The sequence below is a fragment of the Streptomyces sp. NPDC102283 genome (assembly GCF_044766265.1).
GTDB lineage: Bacteria > Actinomycetota > Actinomycetes > Streptomycetales > Streptomycetaceae > Streptomyces.
Map to the genome: position 1 here is coordinate 173,089 of NZ_JBIWLQ010000004.1, position 24,553 is coordinate 197,641.

Below are 24,553 nucleotides of genomic sequence, written 5' to 3' on the forward strand. Positions count from 1 at the left end.
TAGTGGGGTGATCAGGACGATACGCTGTGGTCGCAGCTCAGAAGGTATGCCGCGTACGGTAGTTGGGCACACCGCAGGAGCAGACGTGCGGCGAGTGGGGGCGACAGGTGGCCAACGACGGATTCGACTTCTCACCCGGGGCCCAGATCCCGATCCAGGGCTCGGGCGGCCAGACCGTGGCGACCAATGCCCTGGCCTCGGCGGCGTATCGGGACAGTCCGGTGGAGACGATCCTCGACGCCAACAGCGAGTGGCACAAATCGGTGGTGAAGCCGGGCTCCTCGAAACTCTTCAAGTCCGACTACTTCAAGCCGAATCTCGGCGAGGCGTTCGCCCGTGCCGTCCAGGAGCGGATGCTCGGCGGCGCCCGCAAGGCGCTCATCCAGTCCTTCGGCACGGACCCGCAGACCGTGGTGGAGCACTGCCTGTCGGCGAACAACCTGCGCAAGGCCCGTGACACCCGGCTCACCCTGGTGACCGTGGTGTTCGGCGTCCTGTTCCTGCCCGGCATGCTGGCCTGGGTGATCGCCTTCCGGGTCCGGGACGCGCTCAACAAGTCCAAGGACACGGCGTTCCGCGCGGTCGGCACGATCCTCCTGGCCGCCTTCGGGATCGGCGCGCTGGTTCTGATGGTCAAGCTCCCCCTGGACGGGCTTCTCGCGCTCTACGTCCGGGGCGCGCTCATCGCCCCGGTGATCGGCTGGCTGATCGCCAAGCGGATCGCGGAGACCTCGGCCAAGGACATGCGGGCCCGCTGGGAAGGCCTGCTCTCCGGCACCGGGGTGATCGCGAAGATCCCCGAGGCGGTGCCGAAGAACCCCAACGAGACCGCCCGCGAGGCCATGCGCCAGGGTCTGGAGAAGCTGTCGGCCGAGCAGCAGTCCAACGCCGTCTTCTACGCCGGTCCCAAGGGCGTCCTCGGGATGGGCACCCGCTGGGGCAGCTGGCAGCTGGCCGAGGAACTGCTCCCCAAGGACCCGACCAGGGAGATCCACCAGTTCCGCAGCTGGGACCTGATCCGGATCATCCACGACCAGCTGAAGATGCTGGAGCGCGGACCGCTGAACACCGGTGGCTTCCCGAAGCCGGCCGTGAAGCACTGGATCGTCTCGCCCATCGGGGAGAACGCCGATTCCGTGACGCGCCCCGAGGGCGAGGACGTCGCCACCTTCCAGGTGAAGCCCCACGAGATACAGCGGATCTGCAACCACCAGCAGTTCGGCAGCGGTGACCGGCACTACCTCGGCGTCCAGTTCACCCTGTGGGACGGCCAGCTGGTGATCACCATGATGATCAGCGTCACCGTGCTCCACGAGACCCTGCGCATCGAGGTCACGGGCCACGCGCTGGGACCGGTGCACGGCCTGTTCCTCTCCAAGCCGGCGGCGAAGACGAGGACGGTCAACAAGACCGTCCGCTTCTGGGAGACCCGGGACATCCAGCTGGCGCTGGTGGACGCCAAGGAGGTCGTCCGGCTCGCGCTGCGGGCCCCCCTCACCTGGTATCCGCCGCTGCTGGACTACCTGGGCGGGAAGATCGTGCTGCCCGAGCCCTTCGGGCTGCGGCACGCGTGGGCGGCCAAGCCCTGGAACCACCGCTTCATGGCGGACGACGCGATGCGCGCCGCCACCCCGGTGCTGCGGGCCGTCCACACGGCGGCGATGCGCGTCCTCGCGGAGAACGGCGTCGACACGGAGCGCTTCGACAACCGCTCGATGATACTGAGCGGCCTCGTCCAGGACCCGGCCCCGCGCAAGGCCGACGTCTACGACGCGTAGGGACACGCACGCGAGAGGGGGAGGCCCGGCCGGGCCTCCCCCTCTCGCGTACCGCGCTCAGCGGGCCGGCGGCCAGGCGTCGGCCAGCATCGCCCGGGTGTCGCCGAGCAACTGGGGCAGCACCCTGGTGTGGCCGATGACCGGCATGAAGTTGGCGTCCCCGCCCCAGCGCGGCACCAGATGCTGGTGCAGATGCGCGGCGATCCCGGCGCCGGCCACGGAGCCCTGGTTCATGCCGATGTTGAAGCCGTGCGCCCCGGAGGCCGCCCGCAGCGCGACCATCGCCCGCTTGGTGAAGTCCGCCAGCTCCGCCGTCTCCGGGCCGTCCAGTTCGGTGTAGTCGGCCACATGACGGTAGGGGACGACCATGAGGTGACCACCGTTGTACGGGTACAGGTTCAGCACCGCGTAGACGTGCTCGCCGCGCGCCACGAGGAGCCCGTCCTCGTCGGATTTCGCAGGGATCGAACAGAACGGACAACCGTCCTCGGCACCCGGGCCGCTCGGCTTGTTCTCGCCCTGGATGTACGCCATCCGGTGGGGAGTCCACAGGCGCTGGAATGCGTCGGGCGTCCCCACGCCGATCTGCTGCTCCGGCTCACTCGTCATGCCGATCAGCATATTGCGTCACCCGGGCGGAGCGTGTCGCCGGGGCCGCACCGCCCGGCCGCCCGCGATGCTGAGGCGATGAGCGACCGACCCGCCCCCGAACCACCCGCCCGGCTGACCCGCTGGGAGCGGCGCACGGAGGTTCCGCTCTTCGCCGCGGGGTTGCTCTTCCTGACGGGGTACGCGGTCCGGGTGCTGACCCCGCACGACGACGAGCCCTGGAGGGACCTCGCCCTGATCCTCGTCTGGTCGACCTGGCTGCTGTTCCTCGTGGACTACGGGACGCGGCTGCGGCTCAGCGGACTGGGCGCGCGCTTCCCGCGCACGCACTGGCTCGACACCCTGGTCCTGCTGCTGCCCCTGCTGCGCCCGCTGCGCATGGTCAAGGTGTACGCGGCGGTGCAGCAACGCCGCGACCGCCCGCGGCTCAGCCTGTACGCGCGAGTGATCTCGTACGCGAGTCTGACCGCCGCCCTGCTCGGCTTCGCCGCCTCGCTCGCGGTCTACCACCTGGAACACACGGCCCCCGGCGCCTCGATCCGCACGTTCGGCGACGCGGTGTGGTGGGCGTGCGCGACGCTCACGACGGTCGGTTACGGGGACGCCGCACCGGTCACGTTCTGGGGCCGGACGGTCGCGGCGGGGCTGATGGCCGGCGGCCTGGCGCTGCTCGGCGCGGTCACGGGGTCGTTCTCGTCCTGGCTGATCCAGGTGTTCACCCGGGAGGACGAGAAACGGCCCCCGGAGCGCGGTTGACGCTCCGGGGGCCGTTCCTCGAGTGACGGATCAGACCTGTACGCGGTCCTCGACGGCCTTCGCGATCTTGGCGAGGGCCTCGTCGACCGGGATGCCGTTCTCCTGCGAACCGTCGCGGTAGCGGAAGGAGACGGCGCCGTTGGCCATGTCCTCATCACCCGCGATGATCATGAAGGGCACCTTGGCCTTCTGCTGGTTGCGGATCTTCTTCTGCATCCGGTCCGAGGACGCGTCCACGTCCACCCGCAGCCCCTGCTTGCGCGCCTTGGCGGCGAACTCCTGGAGGTAGGGGATGTGGGCGTCGCCGATCGGGATGCCGACGGCCTGGACCGGCGCGAGCCAGACCGGGAACGCGCCCGCGTAGTGCTCCAGGAGCACGGCGAAGAAGCGCTCGATGGAGCCGAACAGGGCACGGTGGATCATGACCGGGCGCTGCTTGGAGCCGTCGGGCCCGGTGTACTCCAGGTCGAAGCGCTCCGGCAGGTTGAAGTCGAGCTGCACGGTCGACATCTGCCAGGTACGGCCGATGGCGTCCTTGCACTGCACGGAGATCTTCGGGCCGTAGAACGCGGCGCCGCCCGGGTCCGGGACCAGGGGCAGACCCTGCTTCTCGGCGACCTGACGCAGGGTCTCGGTGGCCTCTTCCCAGGTCTCGTCGGAGCCGACGTACTTCTCCGGGTCCTTGGTGGAGAGCTCCAGGTAGAAGTCGGTGAGCCCGTAGTCGCGGAGCAGGTTCAGCACGAAGGTGAGCGTGCGGTCGAGCTCCTCGGCCATCTGCTCCTTGGTGCAGTAGATGTGCGCGTCGTCCTGGGTGAAGCCGCGCGAGCGGGTCAGGCCGTGCACGACGCCCGACTTCTCGTACCGGTACACGGTGCCGAACTCGAAGAGGCGCAGCGGCAGTTCACGGTAGGAGCGGCCGCGCGCGTCGAAGATCAGGTTGTGCATGGGGCAGTTCATCGGCTTGAGGTAGTAGTCCACCCCGTCGTCGAGCTGCATGGGCGGGTACATGCCGTCGGCGTACCAGTCCAGGTGGCCGGACTTCTCGAAGAGCTTGCCCTTGGTGGCGTGCGGCGAGTAGACGAACTCGTAGCCCTCCTCCTCGTGACGGCGGCGCGAGTAGTCCTCCATGGCCCGGCGGATGACGCCGCCCTTGGGGTGGAAGACCGCGAGGCCGGGTCCGATCTCGTCCGGGAAGGAGAAGAGGTCCAGCTCGTTGCCGAGCTTGCGGTGGTCGCGCTTGGCGGCCTCCTCCAGGAACTCCAGGTGCGCCTTCAGCTCGTCCTTGGTCGGCCAGGCGGTGCCGTAGATGCGCTGGAGCATCGGGTTCTTCTCGCTGCCGCGCCAGTACGCCGCGGCGTTGCGCATCAGCTTGAACGCCGGGATGAACCGGGTGGTGGGCAGGTGCGGACCCCGGCAGAGGTCCTTCCAGGACAGGTCGCCGGTCTTCGGGTCGAGGTTGTCGTAGATGGTCAGCTCGCCGCCGCCCACCTCGACGTCCGCGCCGTCGTCCAAGGATGCGGAGCCCTTGATGCCGATGAGCTCCAGCTTGTACGGCTCGTCGGCCAGCTCCTCGCGGGCGGCCTCGTCGGAGACCACGCGGCGGGAGAACTTCTGGCCCCGCTTCTGGATCTCCTGCATCTTCTTCTCGATGGCCTTGAGGTCCTCGGGCGTGAACGGCTTCTCGACGTCGAAGTCGTAGTAGAAGCCGTCCTTGACCGGCGGGCCGATGCCGAGCTTGGCGTCGGGGAAGAGCTCCTGCACGGCCTGGGCCATGACGTGCGCGGTGGAGTGGCGCAGGATGTTCAGGCCGTCCTCGGAGGAGATCTCCACCGGCTCGACGCTCTCGCCGTCCCGGAGCTCGTAGGAGAGGTCCTTCAGCTCGCCGCCGATGCGCGCGGCGACGACGGTGCGCTGACCGGGGAAGAGCTCGCCGGCCGTCGTGCCCGTCGTCACCACGCGCTCTTCCCGCTCGGAATCGCGTTGGATGATCACACGGACGTCTGACACCGGTCTCTCCTGTCTGAGGGGGCGCCTGCCTTCACATGGCCAAGCAATGCGAATCGTACCGAGCCGTACGCCCCCGAAGCGAACGCCTTCCGGGCGGCGCTACCCCTCCTCCCCCGCGCACGCCTCCTCGAAGAAGTCGACGTTCTCCTGGAGGGCCTTCATCAGCCGGTCCCGCTCCGCCTCGTCGACCTGGACGGGCGCGACCTGCGAGGCCCCGGTGAGCCGCCGGAAGCCGCCCCGGTTCTCCAGCCGCCCCTCCACCCGCAGCGGCAGTCCGACCAGGTGGGCGTGGCCCGCGATGCGGTACGCCTCCTCGTCCAGCTCCACGCGGACGTGAGCGACCTCGGCCCCGGCCAGTACCCGCAGCCGTACGATCCCGGCGCCGCGCGGCCCCGACCGGCGCAGCCGGACCACCGCGCCGGTCAGCCGCACCTGCACGGCGGGCTCGTCGCGGAGGTAGCGGGCCCCGGCGGCGCGCAGGGCGGGCAGGTCGCCCGGGGAGAACTCGACGGGCGCGGGGCGGGCCGGGCAGCCGCCCGGGGTGCCTGCGGCGGGCGCCCACCGCAGGTCGATCCGGGCGCCCTCGGAGCCGCGCACCAGGGCGATCAGCGCCTCGGTCAGCTCCCGCCCGACACCTGCCGCGACCGCGCTGTCGAAGGCCTCCGTGCCGCCGGTGGCCCGCTGGTAGTCCACCGCCTCGCGGGTGGCGTGCAGGGCGTGGCAGAGCCGCACGGCGACGGCGCGGCCGGAGGCGACGGGGACGTACGCGGTGAGGCTCCGGCCGTCGGCCCCGGGCCCGATCAGGGCGTCGTCCAGGGCGGCGCGTGCTTTCCGGCGGTGCCGGGCCCCGTGGTAGCCGGCCCGGCCGCGGGCCGCGAGGGCCCCGGCCATGAGGACCTGGCGGGCGGCCGAGCGCAGTTCCTCCGCCTCGGTCCAGCCCGAGGCGCCCGCGGCTCCGGCGGCCGACTCGGGGACCTCGCGCCACCAGCGGATCTCGTCGCTGGGCAGAGTGAGGGAGAGGAGGATGTCGCGGGCTGAGGGGGCGGCGCTGCGGCCGAGGGCGTCGAGGGCCTCCTCGATCAGCTCCCCGCTGTCGGGGAAGGCCGCGTTCTCGGGCACCAGCAGGCTGGTGGTACCGCCGGCGGAACCGGGCGGGGTCCAGCGGCCGTAGCGTCCCGGTGCTCCCCCGCGCCGCTGCCAGCCGTGCCGGCGCAAAAGGGCCCCGAGGACGACGGGGTCGGGCAGCTCCCCACCTGCCCCGGCGAGGGGCGGGGGCCCGGGGTGGGCGCTGGGATGCGAGCGGGGGGCGGGCAGTCCCGCTCCGCCCGTGGGCTCGTCCATCGACCGGTGCATCAGGGTCTCCCTCCGGCCCCGACCCGGGCCATGATGTCGCAGAGTGCGCGGTCGTCGAAGATCCGCGAGGTCGGGATGCGCACAGTGGTCCGGTAGCGGCCCGTCACCGCGTGGCCGGCCAGATTGGTCCAGTAGCAGCAGTGGCGCAGGTCGAGGCCCCCGGGCCCGGCGCGCAGCCAGTCGTCCTGGCTGCGGGGGACGATCATCACGACCAGGATCTTGTGCACCGACACCGGGCTGCGGGCGAGCTTGACGAGGTGGGCGTTGTCGAGCGTGAAGGAGAACGCCCCGCCCGCCGGATGCGGTGGTATCTGGTAGGTGCATTTGAGCTGCACCTTGATGGTCACTTCGTCGTCGACGGTGTGGGCCGGGGCGCCGTGGCTGACGTGCCAGTCGATGCCGTTGTCGGGGAAGGGCTGGGACAGGGAGCATCCGGCCGCCGCCGCGACGGCGTGCAGGTAGCCCACCTGAAGGGTCTCCATGCAGGCGGTGGTGGCGAGGGAGCCGCGCAGCGGCGTGTCGGGCTGCTGCGGCAGCCGCGGCCCGAAGGCCTCGGCGCGGGCGGTTCCCCCGGGGTCGGGCTGCGCGAGCGCCATGGCTCCGTGTGCCTTCCGGGCGTGCCGATCGATGGCAGGGTGGCCTGCCGACGAGTGTCGTGGGCTGGACGGATCGACGGACGTCGGCAGCAACTTCCCGGCGTCCCACCTGTGTTGTCACCGCATCGGACCGCCCGCAAACGGCGTATCAGGCAAACAGCCCGGGTATCACCGAATCGGGCAGAGGAATCATTCCATCTGCCGTGCGGGTGCGAGGAGTTCGGGGATGATGCACTGGTTCGAGGGGCCGCTGGCCGCTTTTGACACGGAGACGACAGGCGTGGACGTCGAGCAGGACCGGATCGTTTCGGCCGCTCTCGTCGCGCAGGACACCGCGGGCGGTCGCGTCCGCGTCACGCGCTGGCTGGTCAATCCGGGGGTTCCGGTCCCGCCGGGGGCGACCGAGATCCACGGTCTGACCGACGGCCACCTTCAGCACAACGGGCGTTGGCCCGCCCCGGTGATGGACGAGATAGCCCGGGCCCTGGCGGAGAGCTGCGCGACGGGCCGTCCGCTGGTCGTGATGAACGCTCCCTTCGATCTGACGCTGCTGGACCGGGAGCTGAAGCGGCATCGGGCGTCGTCGCTGGCCGGGTATCTCGACGGGGTGCCGATGCGGGTGGTGGACCCGAGGGTGCTGGACAAGCACCTGGACCGCTACCGCAAGGGCCGCCGTACGCTCACGGATCTGTGCGCGAGTTACGAGGTGGTGCTCGACGGGGCCCATGACGCGGCGGCCGACGCGACGGCTTCACTGGAGCTGGTACGGGCGGTGTGCCGGCGCTTCTCGACACGGCTGGAGCGGTTGTCGCCGTCCGAGCTGCACGCCCTTCAGGCGACCTGGCACGCGGCCCAGGCGCGCGGCCTGGAGGCGTGGTTCGCGAAGAGCGGGACGCCGGAGACGGTGGATCCGGCGTGGCCGCTGCGCCCGGAACTGCCCGCGGCCGCGTAGGGGGTTCGAGGGGCGGGACATGCGAAAGCCGGTCCGCGTGATGCTGACGGACCGGCTTTCCCCGGTGGGCGATACTGGGTTCGAACCAGTGACCTCTTCGGTGTGAACGAAGCGCTCTCCCACTGAGCTAATCGCCCGGGAACGGGTTGAACCATACAGGGCTTCGAGGGCTTCGTTCAAACCGCTTCTGGTGGGGCTCTACTCAGGGCGGTGCCCGCGGGAGGTGAGTACCGGGAAGTGAGTATCCGAGCGCATGTACGGGCCGGGTGGCCGGGGCCACACTCCCGTACATGGAACACGTGCCCCCGCCCGCCGAGGAACTGGCCCGCCTCGACCGAGAACTGGCCGAGCTGGACGCCCGCCGGGCCCAGCTGCTGACCAGGCGCACCTGGCTGCTCGCCGCGCTGCGGCCGCCCGTGCCGACGACCGCCCCGGGCTGGAACCCGTCCGGCTGGGGAGCACCCCCCGGCACCCCCGCGCAGCCGTGGGGCTATGTGCCGAAGCAGCCGCCCGCCCCGCGCGGCGCGCAGAACGTCCTGCTGACGCTCGGCGGTCTGCTGCTGACGGTCGCGGCCGTCGCGTTCACACTGGTGAGCTGGGGCTCGATGGGGATCGGCGGCCGGTCGGCCGTGCTGGCCTCGGTGACCCTGGGCGCGCTGATCGCCCCGGCGGTGCTGCTGCGGCGGGGCCTCGCGGCCACCGCCGAGGCGCTGGCGGCCCTGGCCCTGGTGCTGACGCTGCTGGACGTCTACGCGGTCCACGCGGTGGCCGCGCCCGACACCGACGGGCTCGGTTTCACGGCCGTCGCCTCGGCGGTGCTCGCGGCGCTGTGGGCGGCGTACGGGCTGGCGCTGGGCAAGCTGCGCCTGCCGTTGCCGGCCGCCGTGGTGCTGGCACAGTGGCCGCTGCTCTTCTGGGCCTGGGCCGCGGGCGCACCGGCGCTGGTGGTCGGGTGGGCGCTGCTGGCGACCGCGGTGCTGGACGGAGCGATCGCGCTGTGGGGCAAGGGCGCCGGGGTGCGGGTCACGGCGTGCGTCGGTGGATCGGCGATGGGCCTCTCGGCCCTGGTGGTGGGCCTGGCACTGTCCACGACGGCCTCCGGGCCGCTCGGGGCGGCGGGACCGGGGGCGCTGCTGCTGGCCGCGGCCGCGGCGGCCCTGGCCGGGGCGTGGCGCACGCCGAAGGGTTTCGCGCGGACGGGCGGTGTGGTGGCGGGCCTCGCCGCGGTGGCCGCGGTGGGCGGCGTACCGGCCGCCGCGCTGCCGGACGGCTGGCGGGTGCTCGCGTATCTGCTGTGCGGCCTCGCCCTGGCCGGGGTCGTACGGGCAGGGGTGCCCAGGGACGCGGCCCGCGGGGTGCTGGCGGCGTCGGGTGCGGTGGTGGCCGGCTCCCTGGCGTGGGCGCTGCCGCCGCTCGCGGCGGTGCTGCTGGGTCCGGTGACGCTGCTGTCGGACGTGTGGGCGGGGTCTCCGGAGGGCTTCCGCTCCGCGCTGGGGTCGACGCTGCCGTGGTCGGAGCTGGCCGCGGCCCCGCTGATGCTCGCCCTGGTGGCCGGGCTGCTGGGGTCGGCGTACCGGTGGTGGCCCTCGGTCGTGCGGATCACGGCGCCGTTGGCCGCGCCGAGGGCGGCGGACACCGGCACGCCGGGAGCGGGAGCGCCGGGAGCGGTCGGGGCCGCGGCGCCTTGGCCCGGCTGGTCCGGCTGGTCCGGCTGGTCCGGTGCTGGGTCCGATGCCCGCAGGAGGCCTTCCGCGACAACGCTGCGCGGGGCCGCCGGTGCGGGGGCGGTGGCCCTCGGCTGGGGTGCGCTGATGCTGGCCGGGGTCGTGCTGGATGTGCCCTACGCGGTCGCGGTGGCCGGGGAGACGGCCCTGGTGGGCGTGTTGCTCGCGCTGGCGGTCCGGGGTGCAGGGAGCGGCCGGAGCGCGTCGGCGGTGCCGGTGATCGCGTTGGTGGGGGCGGTGGCCGGGGCGGTGAGCGTCGGGGTGCTGTCGCTGGCGTCCGAGGGCGCCTCCTACGCGGTGTTCGGCGCGCTGGCGGTGCTGTTCGCCGGGGCGGCGGTCCGGGCGGGGGCCGAGGTGCCGCGTGCGGTGTTCGCGGTCGCCGCGGTGGTCTGGGGCACCGTGCTCACGGGGTTCGCGGGCCGGTCCCTGGGCCTCGCACCGCATGAGTCCGCGCCGTTGATGCTTCTGGTGCCGGCGCTGACGATGCTGCTCGGGGCACGGTTGCGGCGGAACCCGGTGGCGTTGCCGGTGGAGCTGACGGGCGCGCTGGGTGCACTCGTCGCCGTGGGGCTCGCGGTGTCCGACGCGCCGTTCCTGGCCCTGGTGCTGGCGTTGTGCGGGGTGATGGCGTCGGGCGCGGCGGTGCGGCCGGAGCGGCGGCCCGTGGCCGGCTACCTGGCGGCGGCGCTGTTCGTGCTGGCCACCTGGGTGCGGCTGGCCGCCTCGGAGGTGTCGTTCCCGGAGGCGTACACGCTGCCGGTGACCGTGCCCGCGCTGGTGGTCGGGGTGCTGCGGCGGCGCGGGGACCCGGAGGCCTCGTCGTGGACGGCGTACGGGCCGGGGCTCGCGGCGACGCTGTTGCCGAGCCTGGCGGTCGCCTGGACCGACACGGACTGGCTGCGGCCGCTGCTGCTGGGGGTCGCTGCGCTGGTGATCACGCTGCTGGGCGCGCGCTACCGCCTCCAGGCGCTGCTGCTGCTCGGTGGGGCCGTTCTGGCACTGGACGGGCTGCACGAGCTGGCGCCGTACGTGGTGCAGGTCGCGGGCGCGCTCCCCCGCTGGCTGCCGCCGGCCCTGGCCGGGCTGCTGTTGCTGGTGGTCGGAGCGACGTACGAGCAGCGACTGCGCGACGCCCGTCGGCTGAGGGACGCGCTGGGGCGGATGCGGTGAGCCACGCCCGGTCCGGGGCGCGCTGGTCACAGCGCCTCCCGGGCCGGGACCCAGGGCGCAACGCAGAGGGCCCGGGAGACGGAATCCGTCTCCCGGGCCCTCTGTCCGGGTGGGCGATACTGGGTTCGAACCAGTGACCTCTTCGGTGTGAACGAAGCGCTCTCCCACTGAGCTAATCGCCCGGGCGCACCGCAAACATTACCCCATGTCAGCGGTGCTCCCGGACCGTCCCCGGGCTACTCGCTGATCTTCCACGGCATGGTGAGCCCGAACTTCCAGACGTAGATCCCGGCCAGCACCGCCATGATCACGAGCCCCAGTGTGGTGAGGATGATGTTGCGTCGCCGGACCTTGGGATCGAGGGCCCGCTGCGCGGCCTCGGTGACCTTGCGCTTGGTCCAGCGCAGCACCAGCTGGGCCCAGACGAACTCGGTCGCCCAGATCGCCATGCCGCCGAAGATCACCAGCCAGCCGGGCCCCGGCAGCACGAGCATGAGCACGCCCGCGATGACCACACCGAGCCCGACGATGAAGACGCCGACCTGCCAGCTCAGATGGAGCGCTTTGGACGCCTTGATGAAACCCGGCGCCCGCGAGCCCAGCTCGCGCTCCGCCCGGTCCGATTCCCCCGTGGCGGATGCCGGTGCCGCCTGGTCGGCGACCTCGCTCCGCTCGTCACTCTCCGCGTTCATGAAGCTCAACTTACCCGACCTGTCTTCGTCACTGGAATGGGCGCATAACTCAAAGTTACACGCCGCTGAGCGAGGGACCCGAAGCATCACAAATGGGTCAGAGGGGTTTACAACGCCACCGTAGGTGGCATGTCGATTTCGCCGACGTGCGAATCCCCGAGCGCACACTGAGCGAAAGGCCCTGGCGCTTATGAACACCACGGTCAGCTGCGAGCTGCACCTGCGCCTCGTTGTGTCGAGCGAGTCCTCACTGCCTGTACCCGCGGGCCTGCGGTATGACACGGCCGATCCCTATGCCGTGCACGCCACCTTCCACACCGGAGCGGAGGAGACGGTCGAATGGGTATTCGCCCGCGACCTCCTTGCCGAGGGTCTTCACCGGCCCACCGGCACCGGAGACGTCCGCGTCTGGCCATCTCGTAGTCACGGTCAAGGCGTCGTATGCATCGCCCTGAGCTCCCCAGAGGGAGAAGCCCTGCTCGAAGCCCCGGCGCGGGCCCTGGAGTCGTTCCTGAAGAGGACCGACGCCGCGGTTCCGCCCGGCACCGAGCATCGTCACTTCGACCTGGACACGGAGCTCTCCCACATCCTGGCCGAGAGCTGAGCCAGGCAGAGAGCCGCTCGACGCCGTCCGACTCGGGGCGACGGCGTCGTGCTGACAACCTCATAGGGCAGACACCGGCGCCGTCGTCGCGGAATCCACCGCGACGACGGCGTCGGCGCGCGCCCGGCCCCTGCGGCCCCTCCTCCCAGGGGCCGGAGGGGTCCGTTCCGCTCCCTGCCGGGCCCGCAGCGGGCCTGGCACCGCCGGTCCGAGCCAGTAGAGTCAGCCGCCATCGGCAGGCGCCCGCCCGCCGGAAGGCCAGGGAGCGAAGCGTGCTGATCCCTCACGACACCCGGATCGCCCTCGACACGGTGGTCGATCTGGTGAACACCGCACCGGAGAGCGAGCCGCCGAGGGACGACCCCTCGGGCGGACCCACGGGCCGGTCCGAGGACGGCCTCGCCGACATCGCCGCGCTGTACGCCTTCGCGGAGCGGCATCTCATCAGCGGGGTCGGCACGCTCGGCGAGAGGGACCTGACCGCCGTGCGCGATGTCCGGGCCCGTTTCGCCGAGGTCTTCGCGGCGCCCGACCCCCGCGCCGCCGCCGACCTGGTCAACCGGCTCGTCGCGGCGGCCGGGACCACCCCGCAGCTCACCGACCACGACGGCTACGACTGGCACGTGCACTACTTCGCCCCCGACGCCTCGATCGCCGACCATCTCGCGGCCGACTGCGGCATGGCGCTGGCCTTCATCATCGTGGCGGGCGAGCAGGAACGGCTGCGGCGCTGCGAGGCGCCGGACTGCGGGCACGCGTTCGTCGACCTGTCGCGCAACCGCTCCCGCCGCTACTGCTCCAGCCGTACGTGCGGAAACCGGCTGCACGTCGCGGCGTACCGGGCCCGGCGCAAGGAAGCCGCGGGCTGACACCCACACCGCCGCCCCGCACGGTGGCGCGAGGCGTCACAGGACGAAGAGATCGTGCAGGGCGGCCATCAGCAGCAGACCCCCGATCACCGTCAGGAAGATCATCAGGGGCGGCTGGGAGAGCGCGAAGAGACAGCCGCGGGGCTCTTCGGCGGGGGGTGCGGGGGCATCGCCCCGGGAAGTGTCCACCATCTCGGGGTGATCATGACGCACCCGCAGCCGGGTTGGCGATCAACCGGGGTCATTCCCCCGGGAGTTCACCGTCCCGTGGCCATCGGTAATCGCTCCGGCGTACGGGTCGCCGTCAGGCATTCGGGCCGGAGGCGCGAGTGCCCGCGCCCGCGGGACCGGCCGCCGTCTCAGATGCCGTGCTTCTTGAGGATCGCCTCGATGTCGCTGAAGTCGTCGCCGGGCGCGGCGGCCTCCTGCCTCTTCTTCGGCTTCGGCTGCGCCTGCGGCTTCGCGGCCGCCGCCGCGGGCCCCGCCGTACCGCCCGCACCGAGCGAGGGGGCGGAGGCGGCCGGGGCCACCGCCTCGTTCCGCCCGGCCGCCCGCGCGCCCTTGCGTTCCGCGCGGGTGTTACCGCTGCGGCGCTCGATGGCGCGGGTGGTCATGAACAGCAGCCAGGAGAGGCCGAGCACCCCGAAGCCGAGCCAGACGCTCGGCTTGAAGGCGATCCCGGCGACCCACTCGACGACCCCGGTCAGCACGAGCCCGACCGGGACGAGGGAGTAGGCGGCGATCCTCGTCGCGGTGAGGAACCTCTTGCGGTACGCGGTCACCGCGGCGATGCCGAGGCCGGCCGCCGACACCGCGGAACAGATGGTCTCGGCAAGCATGGGGGCCTCCAGGCGCAGGGGATACGTCCCTTCCATCCTGCACCGGCGACCGACGTCGGGGCCACGGCGGTAGCCCACCTCAGGGACATTTCAGGGCCGGACTCCTCCCCAGGGGGTGGCCCGGTCCCGGTTGGGTCGCGCTCGCCCGGCCTGAAAGACTGGGCACATGAGCGATTCCTCCCCCGCGGCACCGGTCGTCGTCGATCTCTGGTGCGACCTCGAATGCCCCGACTGCCACCGAGCCCTCGACGATGTGCACGCCCTGCGCGCCCGGTACGGGGACCGCGTCGAGATCCGGCTGCGGCACTTCCCGCTGGACAAGCACAAGCACGCCTACGCCGCGGCCCAGGCCGCCGAGGAGGCGACGGACCAGGGCCGGGGCTGGCCGTACATCGAGGGCCTGCTTTCCCGTACCTCCGATCTCGGCCGCACGGGCGAGCCGGTACTCCTCGACGTGGCACGGGAACTGGGCCTTGACGCCGAGGAGTTCGACACGGCACTGATCGACGGCCGGCATCTGCTGATCGTCGACGCCGACCAGGCGGAGGGCAAGGCGATCGGCATCACCGGCACGCCCACCTATGTGATCGGCGACGAGCGGCTGGACGGCGGCAAGAGCCAGGACGGGCTGCGCGAGCGGATCGAGGAGATCGTCGACGGCGTCCTGGCCGCACGGGACCGGTAGCGGCCGGCAGCGGGCGGGGAGCGGCTACAGCGCCTTGGCCAGGTTGTAGCGCGTCGTCGCGTAGCCGAGGGACTCGTACAGCCGCAGGGCCGGAGTGTTGGAGGCGAAGACGTGCAGGCCGAGCCGGTCCGTGCCCCAGGTGCGGGTGACGTCCTCGGCGAGCAGCATCAGGGTCCTGCCGTAGCCCCGGCCCCGGTGCTCCTCGCGCACCTCGACGTCGAAGACGTACCCGGCGTCGCCACCGGGCGGCAGCTCCCGGCGGGCCACCCACACGTGTCCGACGACCTCGCCCGCGTGCACCAGCACCTCGAAGCGCACCCCGTCGGTCGCCAGTCCGTCCGGCAGGAGGGTGGCGTGGTCGCCCTCGGACTTGAGCCCGGCCTGCTCGGGCGGCACGCCCCGGTCGATCCAGCCCTGCGCGTACGTACGCACCGCGTCCTGCCGCCAGACGGCGAACTCCTCGTCGCCCATCGCGCGCGAGGTGAGGCCCGCGGGGAGCGGGGCGGTGTCCGGGCCGAGGTCCTTGACCATGTTGCGGCTGCGTTCGGTGTAGCCGAGGGCGGCCGCGAGGCGGCGGGCCGGGTCGTTGTCGGCGGGGACCTCCACCCGCACCCGGGTACAGCCCCACCCTCGCAGCACCTCCTCGGCGGCGAGCGCGGCGATGGTGCCCCGGCCGCGTCTGCGCCGGGGCTCCTCGACGCTGAGCGAGCGCAGCACGCCGGCGCTCGGGCCGAACGCGTCGTCGGTGCTGATCGCGACGGCGCCGACGGGCCGCCCGTTGTCGCACACGTCGTAGTGGCGGGCCCGCGCGCCGTCGGCGCCCTGCTGAAGCGGCCCGGACGGCCGGAGTGTCGTGGTCATCAAGGGTTTGTATCCCCTGCGCGAGGCCCCGTCACGCGCTTTTCCGGGCCGCCGGGCTGTGGAACCGCCCGGGCCCGCTACGGGTCGAGGTCGTCGGCGGCCCGCTCGGCGAAGATCCGCATGGCCTTCGCCGTCACCGGTCCGATCTCGGAGGCCGGCTCGCGGTCGTCGAGGCGGTGCACGGCCTGGACGTCGCGGAGTGTCGAGGTCAGGAACACCTCTTCGGCCTCGGCGAGGACGTCCATCGGAAGGTCGGTCTCCTCGGCCCCGGTCCACTCCACGGCCAGCGCGCGGGTGATCCCGGCGAGGCAGCCGGAGGCCACCGGCGGGGTGTGGATGCGGCCGTCCAGGACGACGAACACGTTGGAGCCGGTGCCTTCGCAGAGGCGGTCGGCGGTGTTGGGGAACAGCGCCTCGGACGCGCCCCGTTCCCGTGCCCGTGCCAGGGCGACGACGTTCTCGGCGTACGAGGTGGTCTTCAGGCCGGCGAGCGCGCCGCGTTCGTTGCGCGTCCAGGGGACGGTGATCACCGCCGTGCTGTCCGGGCGGCGCTTCACCCCGTCGAGGGCGACGACGAGGCTCGGCCCGTCGGTTCCCCGGTCCGAGCCGAGCGGGGAGAGCCCGCCGGTGTAGGTGATCCGCAGGCGTCCCAGCGCGACGGGGTTGGCGTCGATGACCGCGGCGGCGGCGCGGCGGATCTCCTCGTGGTCCGGCTCGGGCAGCCCCAGGCCCCGGGCGGACCGGGTGAGGCGGTCGAGGTGCCGGGTCAGCGCGAAGGGGCGCCCCTCGCTCGTACGCACCGTCTCGAAGATGCCGTCGCCCACGGTCAGGCCGTGGTCGAGCACCGACAGCCGGGCGTCGTCGGCGTCCCGCAGTCCGCCGTTGACCCAGATCCTCATAGCGCGGTCCTTCCTGTCTCCGGATACGCACCCGACGCTACAGCGAGCAGCCGGGAGGCCTTGAGTTCGGTCTCGTCCCATTCGCGCTCCGGGTCCGATCCCCAGGTGATCCCGGCCCCGGTCCCGAACCGCAGCAGCGGCGCGGGCCCGGTCCGGTCGATCCAGAACGTCCGTATCCCGACGGCGAGCGAGGCCGTACCCCGGTCGGCGTCGACCCAGCCGATCGCACCGCAGTACGGCCCGCGCGGGGCCCGCTCCAGCTCGGCGATGATCCGCAGCGCGCTGGACTTCGGGGCCCCGGTGACCGAGCCGGGCGGGAAGGCCGCCGAGAACAGCTCGGGCCAGCCCGCTCCGTCGGCCAGCCGGCCACGGACGGTGGAGACGAGGTGGACGAGACCCGGGTGCTTCTCCACCACGCAGAGATCGGGCACGCTCACGCTTCCGGTGGCGCAGACCCGGCCCAGGTCGTTGCGGACCAGGTCCACGATCATCACGTTCTCCGCGTGGTCCTTGGCCAGCAGATCGCCCTCGGTCCGGCCGGTGCCCTTGATCGGCCCGGACTCCACGATCCGCCCGTCGCGCCGGAGGAAGAGTTCCGGCGACGCGGTGGCGATCTCCACACCGTGGCCCGGCAGCCGGATCGTTCCCGCGTACGGGGCGGGGTTGCCACGTGCGAGCAGGGAGGTCAGGGCGTCGACGTCGGCCCCGGCCCCGCCACCGGGGAGCGGCGCGGAGAGCACCCGGCAGAGGTTGGCCTGGTAGACGTCGCCCGCTGCGATGTGTTCACGGATCCGCCGTACGCCCGCCGTGTAGGCGTCACGGTCCAGCGAGGAGGTCCAGTCCCCGGCGGCGGGCCCGCGCCACGCTCCGGGCACGGGAGGAGGCACCTCCTCCTTGCGCACGTCGGAGAAGCGGGCACAGACGATGCGCCCTTCGAAATCGGCGCATACCGCCCAGAAACCGGATGAGTCGAGAGCCGCGGGATCGTGGGTCACATCCTGCAGACCGGAGGCGATGAGGCCGTCGAAACGGGCCAAGGGGGCGAGGTCGGGCACGCGAATGAGTCTAGGACGGCGCGCGGTGACCTGCGCCGGGGCGAGGTCACCGCAGCACGCTGCACAAACGCGTTTTTGTACTGGCCCGGGAATCCGCTAGAGTTCAACACGTCGCCGGGACGCGCAAGCGGGCCGGGAAAGACAAGCGGACGTAGCTCAGTTGGTAGAGCGCAACCTTGCCAAGGTTGAGGTCGCCAGTTCGAACCTGGTCGTCCGCTCGCAGAAGGTGGGGGATTCTTCCCGGGCCCCCATCCCTGGTGGAGTGGCCGAGAGGCGAGGCAACGGCCTGCAAAGCCGTCTACACGGGTTCAAATCCCGTCTCCACCTCCAAGGACGATTAGCTCAGCGGGAGAGCGCTTCCCTGACACGGAAGAGGTCACTGGTTCAATCCCAGTATCGTCCACTGGTCCGCAAGGATCATCGGTCCGCAAGGATCCCCGCGCGATTAGCTCAGCGGGAGAGCGCTTCCCTGACACGGAAGAGGTCACTGGTTCAATCCCAGTATCGCGCACGTAGTACACGCAGGGTCACCTGCGCGATTAGCTCAGCGGGAGAGCGCTTCCCTGACACGGAAGAGGTCACTGGTTCAATCCCAGTATCGCGCACCACCGAGAACCCCCGGTCGTCACCACGACCGGGGGTTCTTCCGTCGTACGGCCCGCCCCCTCCGCGACCCGGCGGCACGGTGGCCGCCGGGTCGCGGAGGGACGATCAGGACGATCAGGACGAGAACAGCATCCGGCCGAAGCCCTTCTGACGGTGCTGGCCGTAGTGCCCACCGTGACCGCCGTGCTGCGGCGCGCCCCAGGCCGGGGCATGGGCGGCCGGCGCGGCCGGGTAGGCCTGCGGGGCGGGGGGAGCGGGCGGGGCCTGCTGGGACCACTGGGACTCCAGGCGGGTGAGCGACTCCAGCTCGCCGTAGTCGAGGAATATCCCCCGGCAACCGCTGCACTGCTCGATCTGGACGCCGTTGCGGTTGTACGTGTTCATCTGCGCGTGACACTTCGGACACTGCATCATCGGCTCGGCTCCTCGCCCTCGTTGTGCCGTCGCCGGAATGCCTGCCCGGCGACGGTCCGTTCACCCTACGACGCGTGGTCGGCGGCCAACTCGGGCGGCAACGTAGCGATTCGGGCACAGGATTCGATCATCAGCTGTTCGAGCCCGTCCGGATCCCGTCGCTCCGCGGCGCACTTGGCCAGGGCGAGCGCCGCCGTCTGCACCGTCAGCGCGCGGGCCGCGACGTCCAGTTCGGGCCAGGGGTCCCCATCGGCGGGCACCGCGGGTCCCCCGGCGGACCGGTAGGCGTCCAGGAAGGCGGACCAGTCCTCGGGGGCCAGGAGTCCGGCGGCGTACCAGGCGGCGGGCCGGCCGAGGTCCCAGGCCGGATCGCCCGTCCCCGCGTCGTCCACGTCGATGAGCAACCAGGGCCCGTCCGGAGCGGGATGGCGTACGAGCTGGCCGAGGTGCAGGTCCCCGTGGCACAGGAAGCCGGCCCTCCGGGCGGGTGCCGGGGCCTCGGCCCGGGCCCAGGCCGGCAGCGCGCGCCACCCGGCCAGCACGGGCAGGACGGCCGGGTCACCGGGAAGGGCGGCGCGCATCCGGGCGACGGCTCTCGCGGCCTTGGCCGGTCCACGCATCGGCGGGAGCCGGAACGGCGGCGCCGTGCGGTGCAGGCGGGCGAGCAGCACCGCGGCCTCGGCCCAGGGGGCCGCCTCGGGGTCGGTCGGGTCGACGGGCACGCCGAGCGGCCAGAGCGTGACCGGGCGCGGGGCGGGCGCGGGGTGCTCGGAGGGCTCCGGGTACCCCGGGGCGGTGAGCGGCCGAAGCAGGATCCCGGTGAGCCGCGGGGAGGCTGCCAGGGCGATCCGGGCCGCCAGCGCCTCGCGGTCGGTGTCGGCGGCGTGGGCCTTCACGACGATCGCGCCGCTGCGGACCACCGTACCGTCGGGCCGGTCCGCGAGGACCTGCGGCGGCTCGCACACGCAACGCGCCCCGGCGGGGTGGGAGAGGCGGTGCGCGAGGGTGCCCAGGTCATGGACGACTGAGGTCTGGGTGGTGGTCAACGGCTCCCCCGGCGGCGGTCGGCCCGGCCGTGGCACCGGTCCCGCCGTGAGCGTAACGCGAGAGCCCGCCCGGGCGGCCGACCGGACCGGAGGCCGGCGCCGGGGTCGCAACGCCCGGCAGGAAGCCGGGTCGGTCGGTGATGTGCGCGTCGGCACGACGGGAAACGGTTGGGCCCGGACAGCGCGATGCCCGGTCAGCTCCCCAGCTGACCGGACAAACGCTGCCGTCCGCCGCACCCCCGTCCCCACGGGGCTGTTGGCCGGATGTGCGGGTCCGGACCGCTCTTCCGGACCCCGGGCGCCGCTCAGCGCCCCAGCATCACCGCCACGGACGACGCCTGTGTGACCACCGCTTCCCAGCCGCCGAAGACGACCGCGAGCAGGGCCGCCAGGGGAAGGACCATCGCCGTCGCCACCAAGGGGTGGCGGGTGCCGGACGAACGGGTGCCGAACGCGGCGTACGCCCTGCGTCCCTGCGTACGGACCATCGTCCGCGTTGCCGTGTCCGACATGGTTCCTCTCCTGACCTGATGGAAAGCGGCGGGCGTGTGACCTCGGGGGACGAGTGCTGCGCCCACCGCTTGACCTCAACATTAGGTAAGCGCCGAGTACAGGGCGTCATGCCCGCGTACCGAATCCCGGGCCTCCCGGAGGATGAGCCGTCGTCGATCGGCGTACTCCCCTGGGTGGAGACGGACCACCGGAGGTTGGGGTCATCCCGGAGGGGACGCCCGGGCCGGTCCGGCATGCTTCCGGTAGGTGCCGGCCGGCCGCGTGCGCCGGGTGACTTCACTCACGCCCACCGCCCCCGGCGGACGGCCGCCCCCGCGCCCGGGCCCCTGGGACACCACCGCCCCGTGGGCCCGCGCGGCGGTCAGAGCCTCCGTGACGGCCGCGCCCCGGTGCTCACGCGGTGATCCAATCCCCCTTGCCCGGCTGCCCTTTGAGCGGGCCGTTCGGCCGAGGGGCCCGGATCCGGCGTGCCCTGCCCCCTCTTCACCTCTCCCGCCCGGCACGGACAATCGAATCCCCGGCGAGGGCGCGGCCTCTGAGCGCGCCGGGCGCGGGGTACGTAAGCTGTGCCTCGTCAGGCGGACCAGGCAGCGGGGATGGGCAGACGATGGCGATGATGCGGCTCAGGCGCGAGGACCCGCGTCTCGTCGGCTCGTTCCGGCTGCACCGGCGGCTCGGCGCCGGCGGCATGGGCGTCGTCTACCTCGGTTCCGACCGGCGCGGCCAGCGGGTCGCGCTCAAGGTGATCCGGCCCGACCTGGCGGAGGATCAGGAGTTCCGTTCGCGGTTCGCGCGGGAGGTGTCGGCGGCCCGGCGGATCCGCGGTGGCTGCACGGCCCGGCTGGTCGCCGCCGATCTGGAGGCGGACCGCCCGTGGTTCGCGACGCAGTACGTGCCCGGCCCCTCGCTGCACGACAAGGTCGCCGAGGAGGGCCCCCTGGCCGCCGCCGAGGTCGCCTCGATCGGGGCGGCGCTCTCCGAGGGCCTGGTGGCGGTGCACGAGGCGGGGGTGGTCCACCGCGACCTGAAGCCGTCGAACATCCTCCTCTCCCCCAAGGGCCCCCGCATCATCGACTTCGGCATCGCCTGGGCGACCGGAGCGAGCACACTCACCCATGTCGGTACGGCGGTGGGGTCGCCCGGGTTCCTCGCGCCCGAGCAGGTCCGGGGCGCGGCCGTGACGCCCGCGACGGACGTCTTCTCGCTCGGCGCGACGCTGGCGTACGCGGCGATGGCCGACTCCCCCTTCGGGCACGGTAGTTCCGAGGTGATGCTGTACCGCGTCGTGCACGAGGAGGCGCAGCTCCGCGGGGTGCCCGACGCGTTGGCCCCGCTGATCAGCGCCTGTCTGGCGAAGGACCCGGAGGAGCGGCCCAGCACGCTGCAACTGTCCATGCGGCTCAAGGAGATCGCGGCGCGCGAGGCGCAGGGGCTGCACGAGAGCCGGCCGCCCGTCCAGCGCTCCGCCCACGAAGCCGACCGGCCGACCGGCCGGATGGCCGATCCGTACGCGGATCAGCACACCCGCCGCTCGGAGGGCCCGTCGGCCTCCCGCCCCCAGCCGGGCAGACGCGGCGCGCCCGCGCGTTCGGGGCCGCAGCGCACCGGTGGCTCGCGCCCGCAGCAGGCTTCGCGCGACACGACGCGTTCCGGGAAGCGCCAGGGGGCGCCGGCCGGGACGAACGGCCGTCCGGGGACCCGCTCCGGGGGGCGCACGACCTCGGCGGGGCGGCGTCCGGCCAATCCGCGGCTGCTGCGCCAGCGGCTGGTGGTGTTCGTCGTGGTGACGCTGCTGGTGGCGCTGGGCATCGCGGCGGCGCAGGGCTGCCAGGGGCCGGCGCGTGGACTGGGCGGCAGCGGGACCGGACCCGGCACCGGAATCGGGACCGCGCAGCAGGACCGGGCGCCGCAGGCACAGGCCGTGCGGGTGCCGCTGCCCTCGTCCTGACTACCGAGGCCGACCTGAGCTGCCCACGCCTGCCCGCGCCCGGTCGCCCTGACTTCGGGGCCGCGGCCCGGGCCGCCCGTGCTCAGTTCTCCGGACGTCCTGTGGCCACCGCGTAGAAGGCGACGGCCGCTGCCGCGCCCACGTTCAGCGAGTCGACGCCGTGCGCCATCGGGATGCGGACCCAGGCGTCGGCGGCCATCAGCGCCTGCGTGGACAGGCCGTCGCCCTCCGCGCCGAGCATCAACGCCACCCGCTCCAGTCGGTGCGGGGCCGCCTCGTCGATGCTGGTGGCCTTGGCGTCCGGGGTGAGGGCGAGGAGTCGGAAGCCGGCCTCCCTCACCCCTTCCAGCGCCTTGGGCCAGGCTTCGAGCCGGGCGTAGGGGACGGAGAAGACCGCGCCCATGGAGACCTTCACGGAGCGCCGGTAGAGCGGGTCGGCGCAGTCCGGGGAGAGCAGGACCGCGTCCATGCCGAGGGCCGCCGCGCTGCGGAAGACGGCGCCGATGTTGGTGTGGTCGTTCACCGATTCCATGACCACCACCCGACGCGCGGTGGCGAGCAGTTCGTCGGAGGCGGGCAGCGGCTTGCGCTGCATGGAGGCGAGCGCACCGCGGTGGACGTGGTAGCCGGTGACGCGTTCGGCGAGTTCGGGTGCGACGGCGTACACCGGGGCCGGAACCTCGTCGATGACGTCGCGCATGACGTCGACCCACTTGGCCGAGAGCAGCATCGACCGCATCTCGTACCCGGTCTGCCGGGCACGGCGGATCACCTTCTCCCCCTCGGCGATGAAGAGGCCTTCGGCGGGTTCGCGCCGTCGTCGCAGCTCGACGTCGGTCAGACCGATGTAGTCGCTCAGCCGCGGGTCGTCGGGGTCGTCGACGGTGATGAGTTCTGCCACAGGGTGATACTGCCTTGTCCGGTGTGTGGTGCCAACGGCTGGGACGGAGATAGGTAACCGCGGGTTACTTCACGCCTCGTCGACCGACGGGTCCTGGCCGGTCCCCGGTGCGGAGTGCGGGCCGACCGCGACGACCTCGCCGATGACGATCACGGCGGGCGGACGTACGTCCTCGGCGACCGCGCGCTCGCCGACGTCCGCGAGGGTCGCGTCGACCCGGCGCTGGGCGGCGGTGGTGCCCTCCTGGACGAGGGCGACCGGGGTGGCCGGGTCCTTGCCGTGGGCGATCAGGGCGGCGGCGATCGCGCCGATCTTGTCGACGGCCATCAGCAGGACGAGAGTGCCGCGCAGCCGGGCGATGGCCTCCCAGTCGACCAGCGAGCGCGGGTCCTCGGGGGCGACATGGCCGCTGACCACGGTGAACTCATGGGCGACGCCCCGGTGGGTGACCGGGATGCCGGCCGCCCCGGGGACGGAGATGGTGCTGGAGATCCCGGGGACGACCGTGCAGGGAATGCCCTCGGCCGCCAGTGCCTGGGCCTCTTCCATGCCGCGGCCGAAGACGAACGGGTCGCCGCCCTTGAGCCGGACGACGGACTTGCCCGCCTTGGCGTGCTCGATGAGCGCCTGGTTGATCGCCTCCTGGGCCATGAACCGCCCGTACGGGATCTTCGCGGCGTCGATCACCTCGACGTGCGGCGGGAGTTCGTCGAGCAGGTCGCGGGGGCCGAGGCGGTCGGCGATGACCACGTCGGCCTCGGCGAGGAGGCGGCGGCCGCGCACCGTGATCAGGTCCGGGTCGCCGGGGCCGCCGCCGACGAGCGCGACGCCGGGGGCACGGGTGCGGTGGTGCGGGGCGGCGAGGGTGCCGTCGCGCAGGCCCTCGACGATGGCGTCGCGGATGGCGGCGGAGTGCCGGGGGTCGCGGCCCTGGGAGGTGGTGGTGAGGACGGCGACGGTCACGTTCTCGCTGCGGCCGGTGGCCGGGGTCCAGGCGGTGGCGGCCTCGGCGTCGTCGGCCCGCACGCACCAGGTGCGGGTGCGCTCGGCCTCGGCGGAGGCGGCGTCGTTGGCCGTGGTGTCGGAGGAGGCGATCAGGGCGTACCAGGTGTCGGCGAGGTCGCCGTCCTGGTAACGGCGGCGCTCCCAGCGGATCTCCCCGGCGTCCGCCATCGCCTCGACGGAGGGCGTCGCGGACGGGGAGACGAGCGTGATGACGGCCCCGGTGGCGATGAGCTGCGGCAGCCTGCGCTGGGCGACCTGTCCGCCGCCGACGACGACGACACGGCGGCCGTGCAGGCGCAGTCCTACGGGGTACGCGGGGTGGTCGGCGCGGTCGGCATGACCTGCGTGCTCGGCGTGGTCTGCGTGCTCGGCCATGGCGGTACGGGCTCCTCGTGCGGGTGCTGCATAGGGCCGCTGCGGCGGTGGAGCGGCTGTGACGTGCGGAAAGCTGAGGTCTGGGTCGGGAACACGATACGGGGTGGGGGGCGCGTGGGGGCGGGCCTGCCCCCTACCCCGCCTCTTCCCGGAACCGGGGCTCCGCCCTGGGCCCCTCCTGTCCCCGAGCGCCGGACCGGCTGGATTCGGGGCTCCGCCCCGGACCCCGCTCCTCAAACGCCCAAGGGGCTGAAAGGGAGGCCGAGGGCGGGGCTGGAGACCCCCGCCCCCGCCCC

The 24,553-nt window shown here is 72.7% G+C and carries 23 protein-coding genes and 7 tRNA genes; 13 read left to right on the forward strand and 17 right to left on the reverse strand.

Annotation, left to right across the window (positions count from 1 at the left end):
* Positions 1–107 precede the first annotated feature (107 nt).
* Entirely contained in the window at positions 108–1,778 is a 1,671-nt protein-coding gene (locus ACIRJT_RS09975; RefSeq protein ID WP_403906903.1) for a hypothetical protein, read from the forward strand.
* 57 nt (positions 1,779–1,835) lie between these two features.
* Here the strand turns inward: ACIRJT_RS09975 and ACIRJT_RS09980 are convergent, their stop codons facing one another.
* On the reverse strand, positions 1,836–2,399 hold the full coding sequence (locus tag ACIRJT_RS09980; RefSeq protein ID WP_403906906.1) for an HIT family protein: 564 nt from the start codon (positions 2,397–2,399) through the stop codon (positions 1,836–1,838).
* A 66-nt stretch (positions 2,400–2,465) separates the two neighbouring features.
* On the opposite strand from ACIRJT_RS09980, the gene ACIRJT_RS09985 reads away from it, so the two are divergent.
* Positions 2,466–3,143, forward strand: coding sequence for a potassium channel family protein (locus tag ACIRJT_RS09985; protein WP_403906909.1), 678 nt, complete (start codon positions 2,466–2,468; stop codon positions 3,141–3,143).
* A gap of 30 nt (positions 3,144–3,173) precedes the next feature.
* Here the strand turns inward: ACIRJT_RS09985 and thrS are convergent, their stop codons facing one another.
* The 3 genes from thrS to ACIRJT_RS10000 all read right to left on the reverse strand — a co-directional run bounded on the left by thrS (position 3,174) and on the right by ACIRJT_RS10000 (position 7,099).
* Entirely contained in the window at positions 3,174–5,150 is a 1,977-nt protein-coding gene (gene thrS, locus ACIRJT_RS09990) for a threonine--tRNA ligase (RefSeq protein WP_403906912.1), read from the reverse strand.
* Between the two features lie 99 nt (positions 5,151–5,249).
* Positions 5,250–6,503 carry a hypothetical protein gene (locus tag ACIRJT_RS09995; protein WP_403906915.1) on the reverse strand — a complete coding sequence of 418 codons (1,254 nt, stop codon included), beginning with the start codon at positions 6,501–6,503 and terminating at the stop codon, positions 5,250–5,252.
* The gene (locus tag ACIRJT_RS10000) at positions 6,503–7,099 is read right to left on the reverse strand and encodes a DUF4365 domain-containing protein (RefSeq protein WP_403906917.1); all 597 of its coding nucleotides are present in this window, start codon (positions 7,097–7,099) and stop codon (positions 6,503–6,505) included. The genes ACIRJT_RS09995 and ACIRJT_RS10000 overlap by 1 nt, the downstream gene beginning before the upstream one ends.
* Positions 7,100–7,325: 226 nt before the next feature.
* Here ACIRJT_RS10000 and ACIRJT_RS10005 point away from each other — a divergent pair, with 226 nt between their 5' ends.
* Entirely contained in the window at positions 7,326–8,051 is a 726-nt protein-coding gene (locus tag ACIRJT_RS10005) for a 3'-5' exonuclease (protein WP_403906919.1), read from the forward strand.
* Between the two features lie 65 nt (positions 8,052–8,116).
* Here the strand turns inward: ACIRJT_RS10005 and ACIRJT_RS10010 are convergent.
* Positions 8,117–8,188, reverse strand: a tRNA-Val gene (locus tag ACIRJT_RS10010).
* A 153-nt stretch (positions 8,189–8,341) separates the two neighbouring features.
* Between ACIRJT_RS10010 and ACIRJT_RS10015 the strand changes: the two genes are divergently transcribed.
* Entirely contained in the window at positions 8,342–10,945 is a 2,604-nt protein-coding gene (locus ACIRJT_RS10015) for an SCO7613 C-terminal domain-containing membrane protein (protein WP_403906922.1), read from the forward strand.
* 110 nt (positions 10,946–11,055) lie between these two features.
* Here ACIRJT_RS10015 and ACIRJT_RS10020 read toward each other — a convergent pair.
* Positions 11,056–11,127 (reverse strand) — tRNA-Val (locus ACIRJT_RS10020).
* 54 nt (positions 11,128–11,181) lie between these two features.
* Positions 11,182–11,637, reverse strand: coding sequence for a TIGR02611 family protein (locus ACIRJT_RS10025; RefSeq protein WP_397800829.1), 456 nt, complete (start codon positions 11,635–11,637; stop codon positions 11,182–11,184).
* Positions 11,638–11,827: 190 nt separating this feature from the next.
* Between ACIRJT_RS10025 and ACIRJT_RS10030 the strand changes: the two genes are divergently transcribed.
* On the forward strand, positions 11,828–12,241 hold the full coding sequence (locus ACIRJT_RS10030; protein ID WP_003959770.1) for an SsgA family sporulation/cell division regulator: 414 nt from the start codon (positions 11,828–11,830) through the stop codon (positions 12,239–12,241).
* Positions 12,242–12,513: 272 nt separating this feature from the next.
* A complete protein-coding gene (locus ACIRJT_RS10035) occupies positions 12,514–13,110 on the forward strand; it encodes a CGNR zinc finger domain-containing protein (protein WP_403906924.1) in 597 nt (198 codons plus the stop codon).
* A gap of 36 nt (positions 13,111–13,146) precedes the next feature.
* On the opposite strand, the gene ACIRJT_RS10040 is transcribed toward ACIRJT_RS10035, so the two are convergent.
* A complete protein-coding gene (locus ACIRJT_RS10040) occupies positions 13,147–13,302 on the reverse strand; it encodes a hypothetical protein (protein ID WP_164494018.1) in 156 nt (51 codons plus the stop codon).
* Positions 13,303–13,469: 167 nt separating this feature from the next.
* Positions 13,470–13,949 (reverse strand): hypothetical protein, encoded by a 480-nt coding sequence (locus ACIRJT_RS10045; protein WP_403906927.1) that lies wholly within the window; start codon positions 13,947–13,949, stop codon positions 13,470–13,472.
* Between the two features lie 166 nt (positions 13,950–14,115).
* Between ACIRJT_RS10045 and ACIRJT_RS10050 the strand changes: the two genes are divergently transcribed.
* Positions 14,116–14,634, forward strand: coding sequence for a DsbA family protein (locus ACIRJT_RS10050; RefSeq protein ID WP_403906929.1), 519 nt, complete (start codon positions 14,116–14,118; stop codon positions 14,632–14,634).
* Between the two features lie 24 nt (positions 14,635–14,658).
* On the opposite strand, the gene ACIRJT_RS10055 is transcribed toward ACIRJT_RS10050, so the two are convergent.
* The 3 genes from ACIRJT_RS10055 to ACIRJT_RS10065 all read right to left on the reverse strand — a co-directional run bounded on the left by ACIRJT_RS10055 (position 14,659) and on the right by ACIRJT_RS10065 (position 17,449).
* Positions 14,659–15,495, reverse strand: coding sequence for a GNAT family N-acetyltransferase (locus tag ACIRJT_RS10055; RefSeq protein ID WP_403906931.1), 837 nt, complete (start codon positions 15,493–15,495; stop codon positions 14,659–14,661).
* 77 nt (positions 15,496–15,572) lie between these two features.
* A complete protein-coding gene (locus ACIRJT_RS10060; RefSeq protein WP_403906934.1) occupies positions 15,573–16,394 on the reverse strand; it encodes an aminotransferase class IV in 822 nt (273 codons plus the stop codon).
* Positions 16,391–17,449 (reverse strand): chorismate-binding protein, encoded by a 1,059-nt coding sequence (locus tag ACIRJT_RS10065; protein ID WP_403906937.1) that lies wholly within the window; start codon positions 17,447–17,449, stop codon positions 16,391–16,393. The genes ACIRJT_RS10060 and ACIRJT_RS10065 overlap by 4 nt, the downstream gene beginning before the upstream one ends.
* A gap of 145 nt (positions 17,450–17,594) precedes the next feature.
* Between ACIRJT_RS10065 and ACIRJT_RS10070 the strand changes: the two genes are divergently transcribed.
* The 5 genes from ACIRJT_RS10070 to ACIRJT_RS10090 all read left to right on the forward strand — a co-directional run bounded on the left by ACIRJT_RS10070 (position 17,595) and on the right by ACIRJT_RS10090 (position 18,057).
* Positions 17,595–17,667, forward strand: a tRNA-Gly gene (locus ACIRJT_RS10070).
* A gap of 38 nt (positions 17,668–17,705) precedes the next feature.
* Positions 17,706–17,779 (forward strand) — tRNA-Cys (locus tag ACIRJT_RS10075).
* A gap of 1 nt (position 17,780) precedes the next feature.
* Positions 17,781–17,852, forward strand: a tRNA-Val gene (locus ACIRJT_RS10080).
* A 36-nt stretch (positions 17,853–17,888) separates the two neighbouring features.
* Positions 17,889–17,960, forward strand: a tRNA-Val gene (locus ACIRJT_RS10085).
* A gap of 22 nt (positions 17,961–17,982) precedes the next feature.
* Positions 17,983–18,057 (forward strand) — tRNA-Val (locus tag ACIRJT_RS10090).
* A 112-nt stretch (positions 18,058–18,169) separates the two neighbouring features.
* Here ACIRJT_RS10090 and ACIRJT_RS10095 read toward each other — a convergent pair.
* The 3 genes from ACIRJT_RS10095 to ACIRJT_RS10105 all read right to left on the reverse strand — a co-directional run bounded on the left by ACIRJT_RS10095 (position 18,170) and on the right by ACIRJT_RS10105 (position 20,027).
* Entirely contained in the window at positions 18,170–18,469 is a 300-nt protein-coding gene (locus tag ACIRJT_RS10095) for a zf-TFIIB domain-containing protein (protein ID WP_398603179.1), read from the reverse strand.
* A gap of 65 nt (positions 18,470–18,534) precedes the next feature.
* Positions 18,535–19,515, reverse strand: a complete 981-nt coding sequence (locus ACIRJT_RS10100) for a phosphotransferase family protein (protein WP_403906940.1) — start codon at positions 19,513–19,515, stop codon at positions 18,535–18,537.
* A gap of 305 nt (positions 19,516–19,820) precedes the next feature.
* Positions 19,821–20,027, reverse strand: coding sequence for a hypothetical protein (locus tag ACIRJT_RS10105; RefSeq protein WP_018959421.1), 207 nt, complete (start codon positions 20,025–20,027; stop codon positions 19,821–19,823).
* Positions 20,028–20,635: 608 nt separating this feature from the next.
* Here ACIRJT_RS10105 and ACIRJT_RS10110 point away from each other — a divergent pair.
* Positions 20,636–21,976 carry a protein kinase gene (locus ACIRJT_RS10110; protein WP_403906943.1) on the forward strand — a complete coding sequence of 447 codons (1,341 nt, stop codon included), beginning with the start codon at positions 20,636–20,638 and terminating at the stop codon, positions 21,974–21,976.
* A gap of 82 nt (positions 21,977–22,058) precedes the next feature.
* Here the strand turns inward: ACIRJT_RS10110 and ACIRJT_RS10115 are convergent, their stop codons facing one another.
* Positions 22,059–22,877, reverse strand: a complete 819-nt coding sequence (locus ACIRJT_RS10115) for a TrmH family RNA methyltransferase (protein ID WP_403906946.1) — start codon at positions 22,875–22,877, stop codon at positions 22,059–22,061.
* A 69-nt stretch (positions 22,878–22,946) separates the two neighbouring features.
* Positions 22,947–24,257 carry a uroporphyrinogen-III C-methyltransferase gene (gene cobA / locus ACIRJT_RS10120; RefSeq protein ID WP_403906950.1) on the reverse strand — a complete coding sequence of 437 codons (1,311 nt, stop codon included), beginning with the start codon at positions 24,255–24,257 and terminating at the stop codon, positions 22,947–22,949.
* Positions 24,258–24,553 lie beyond the last annotated feature (296 nt).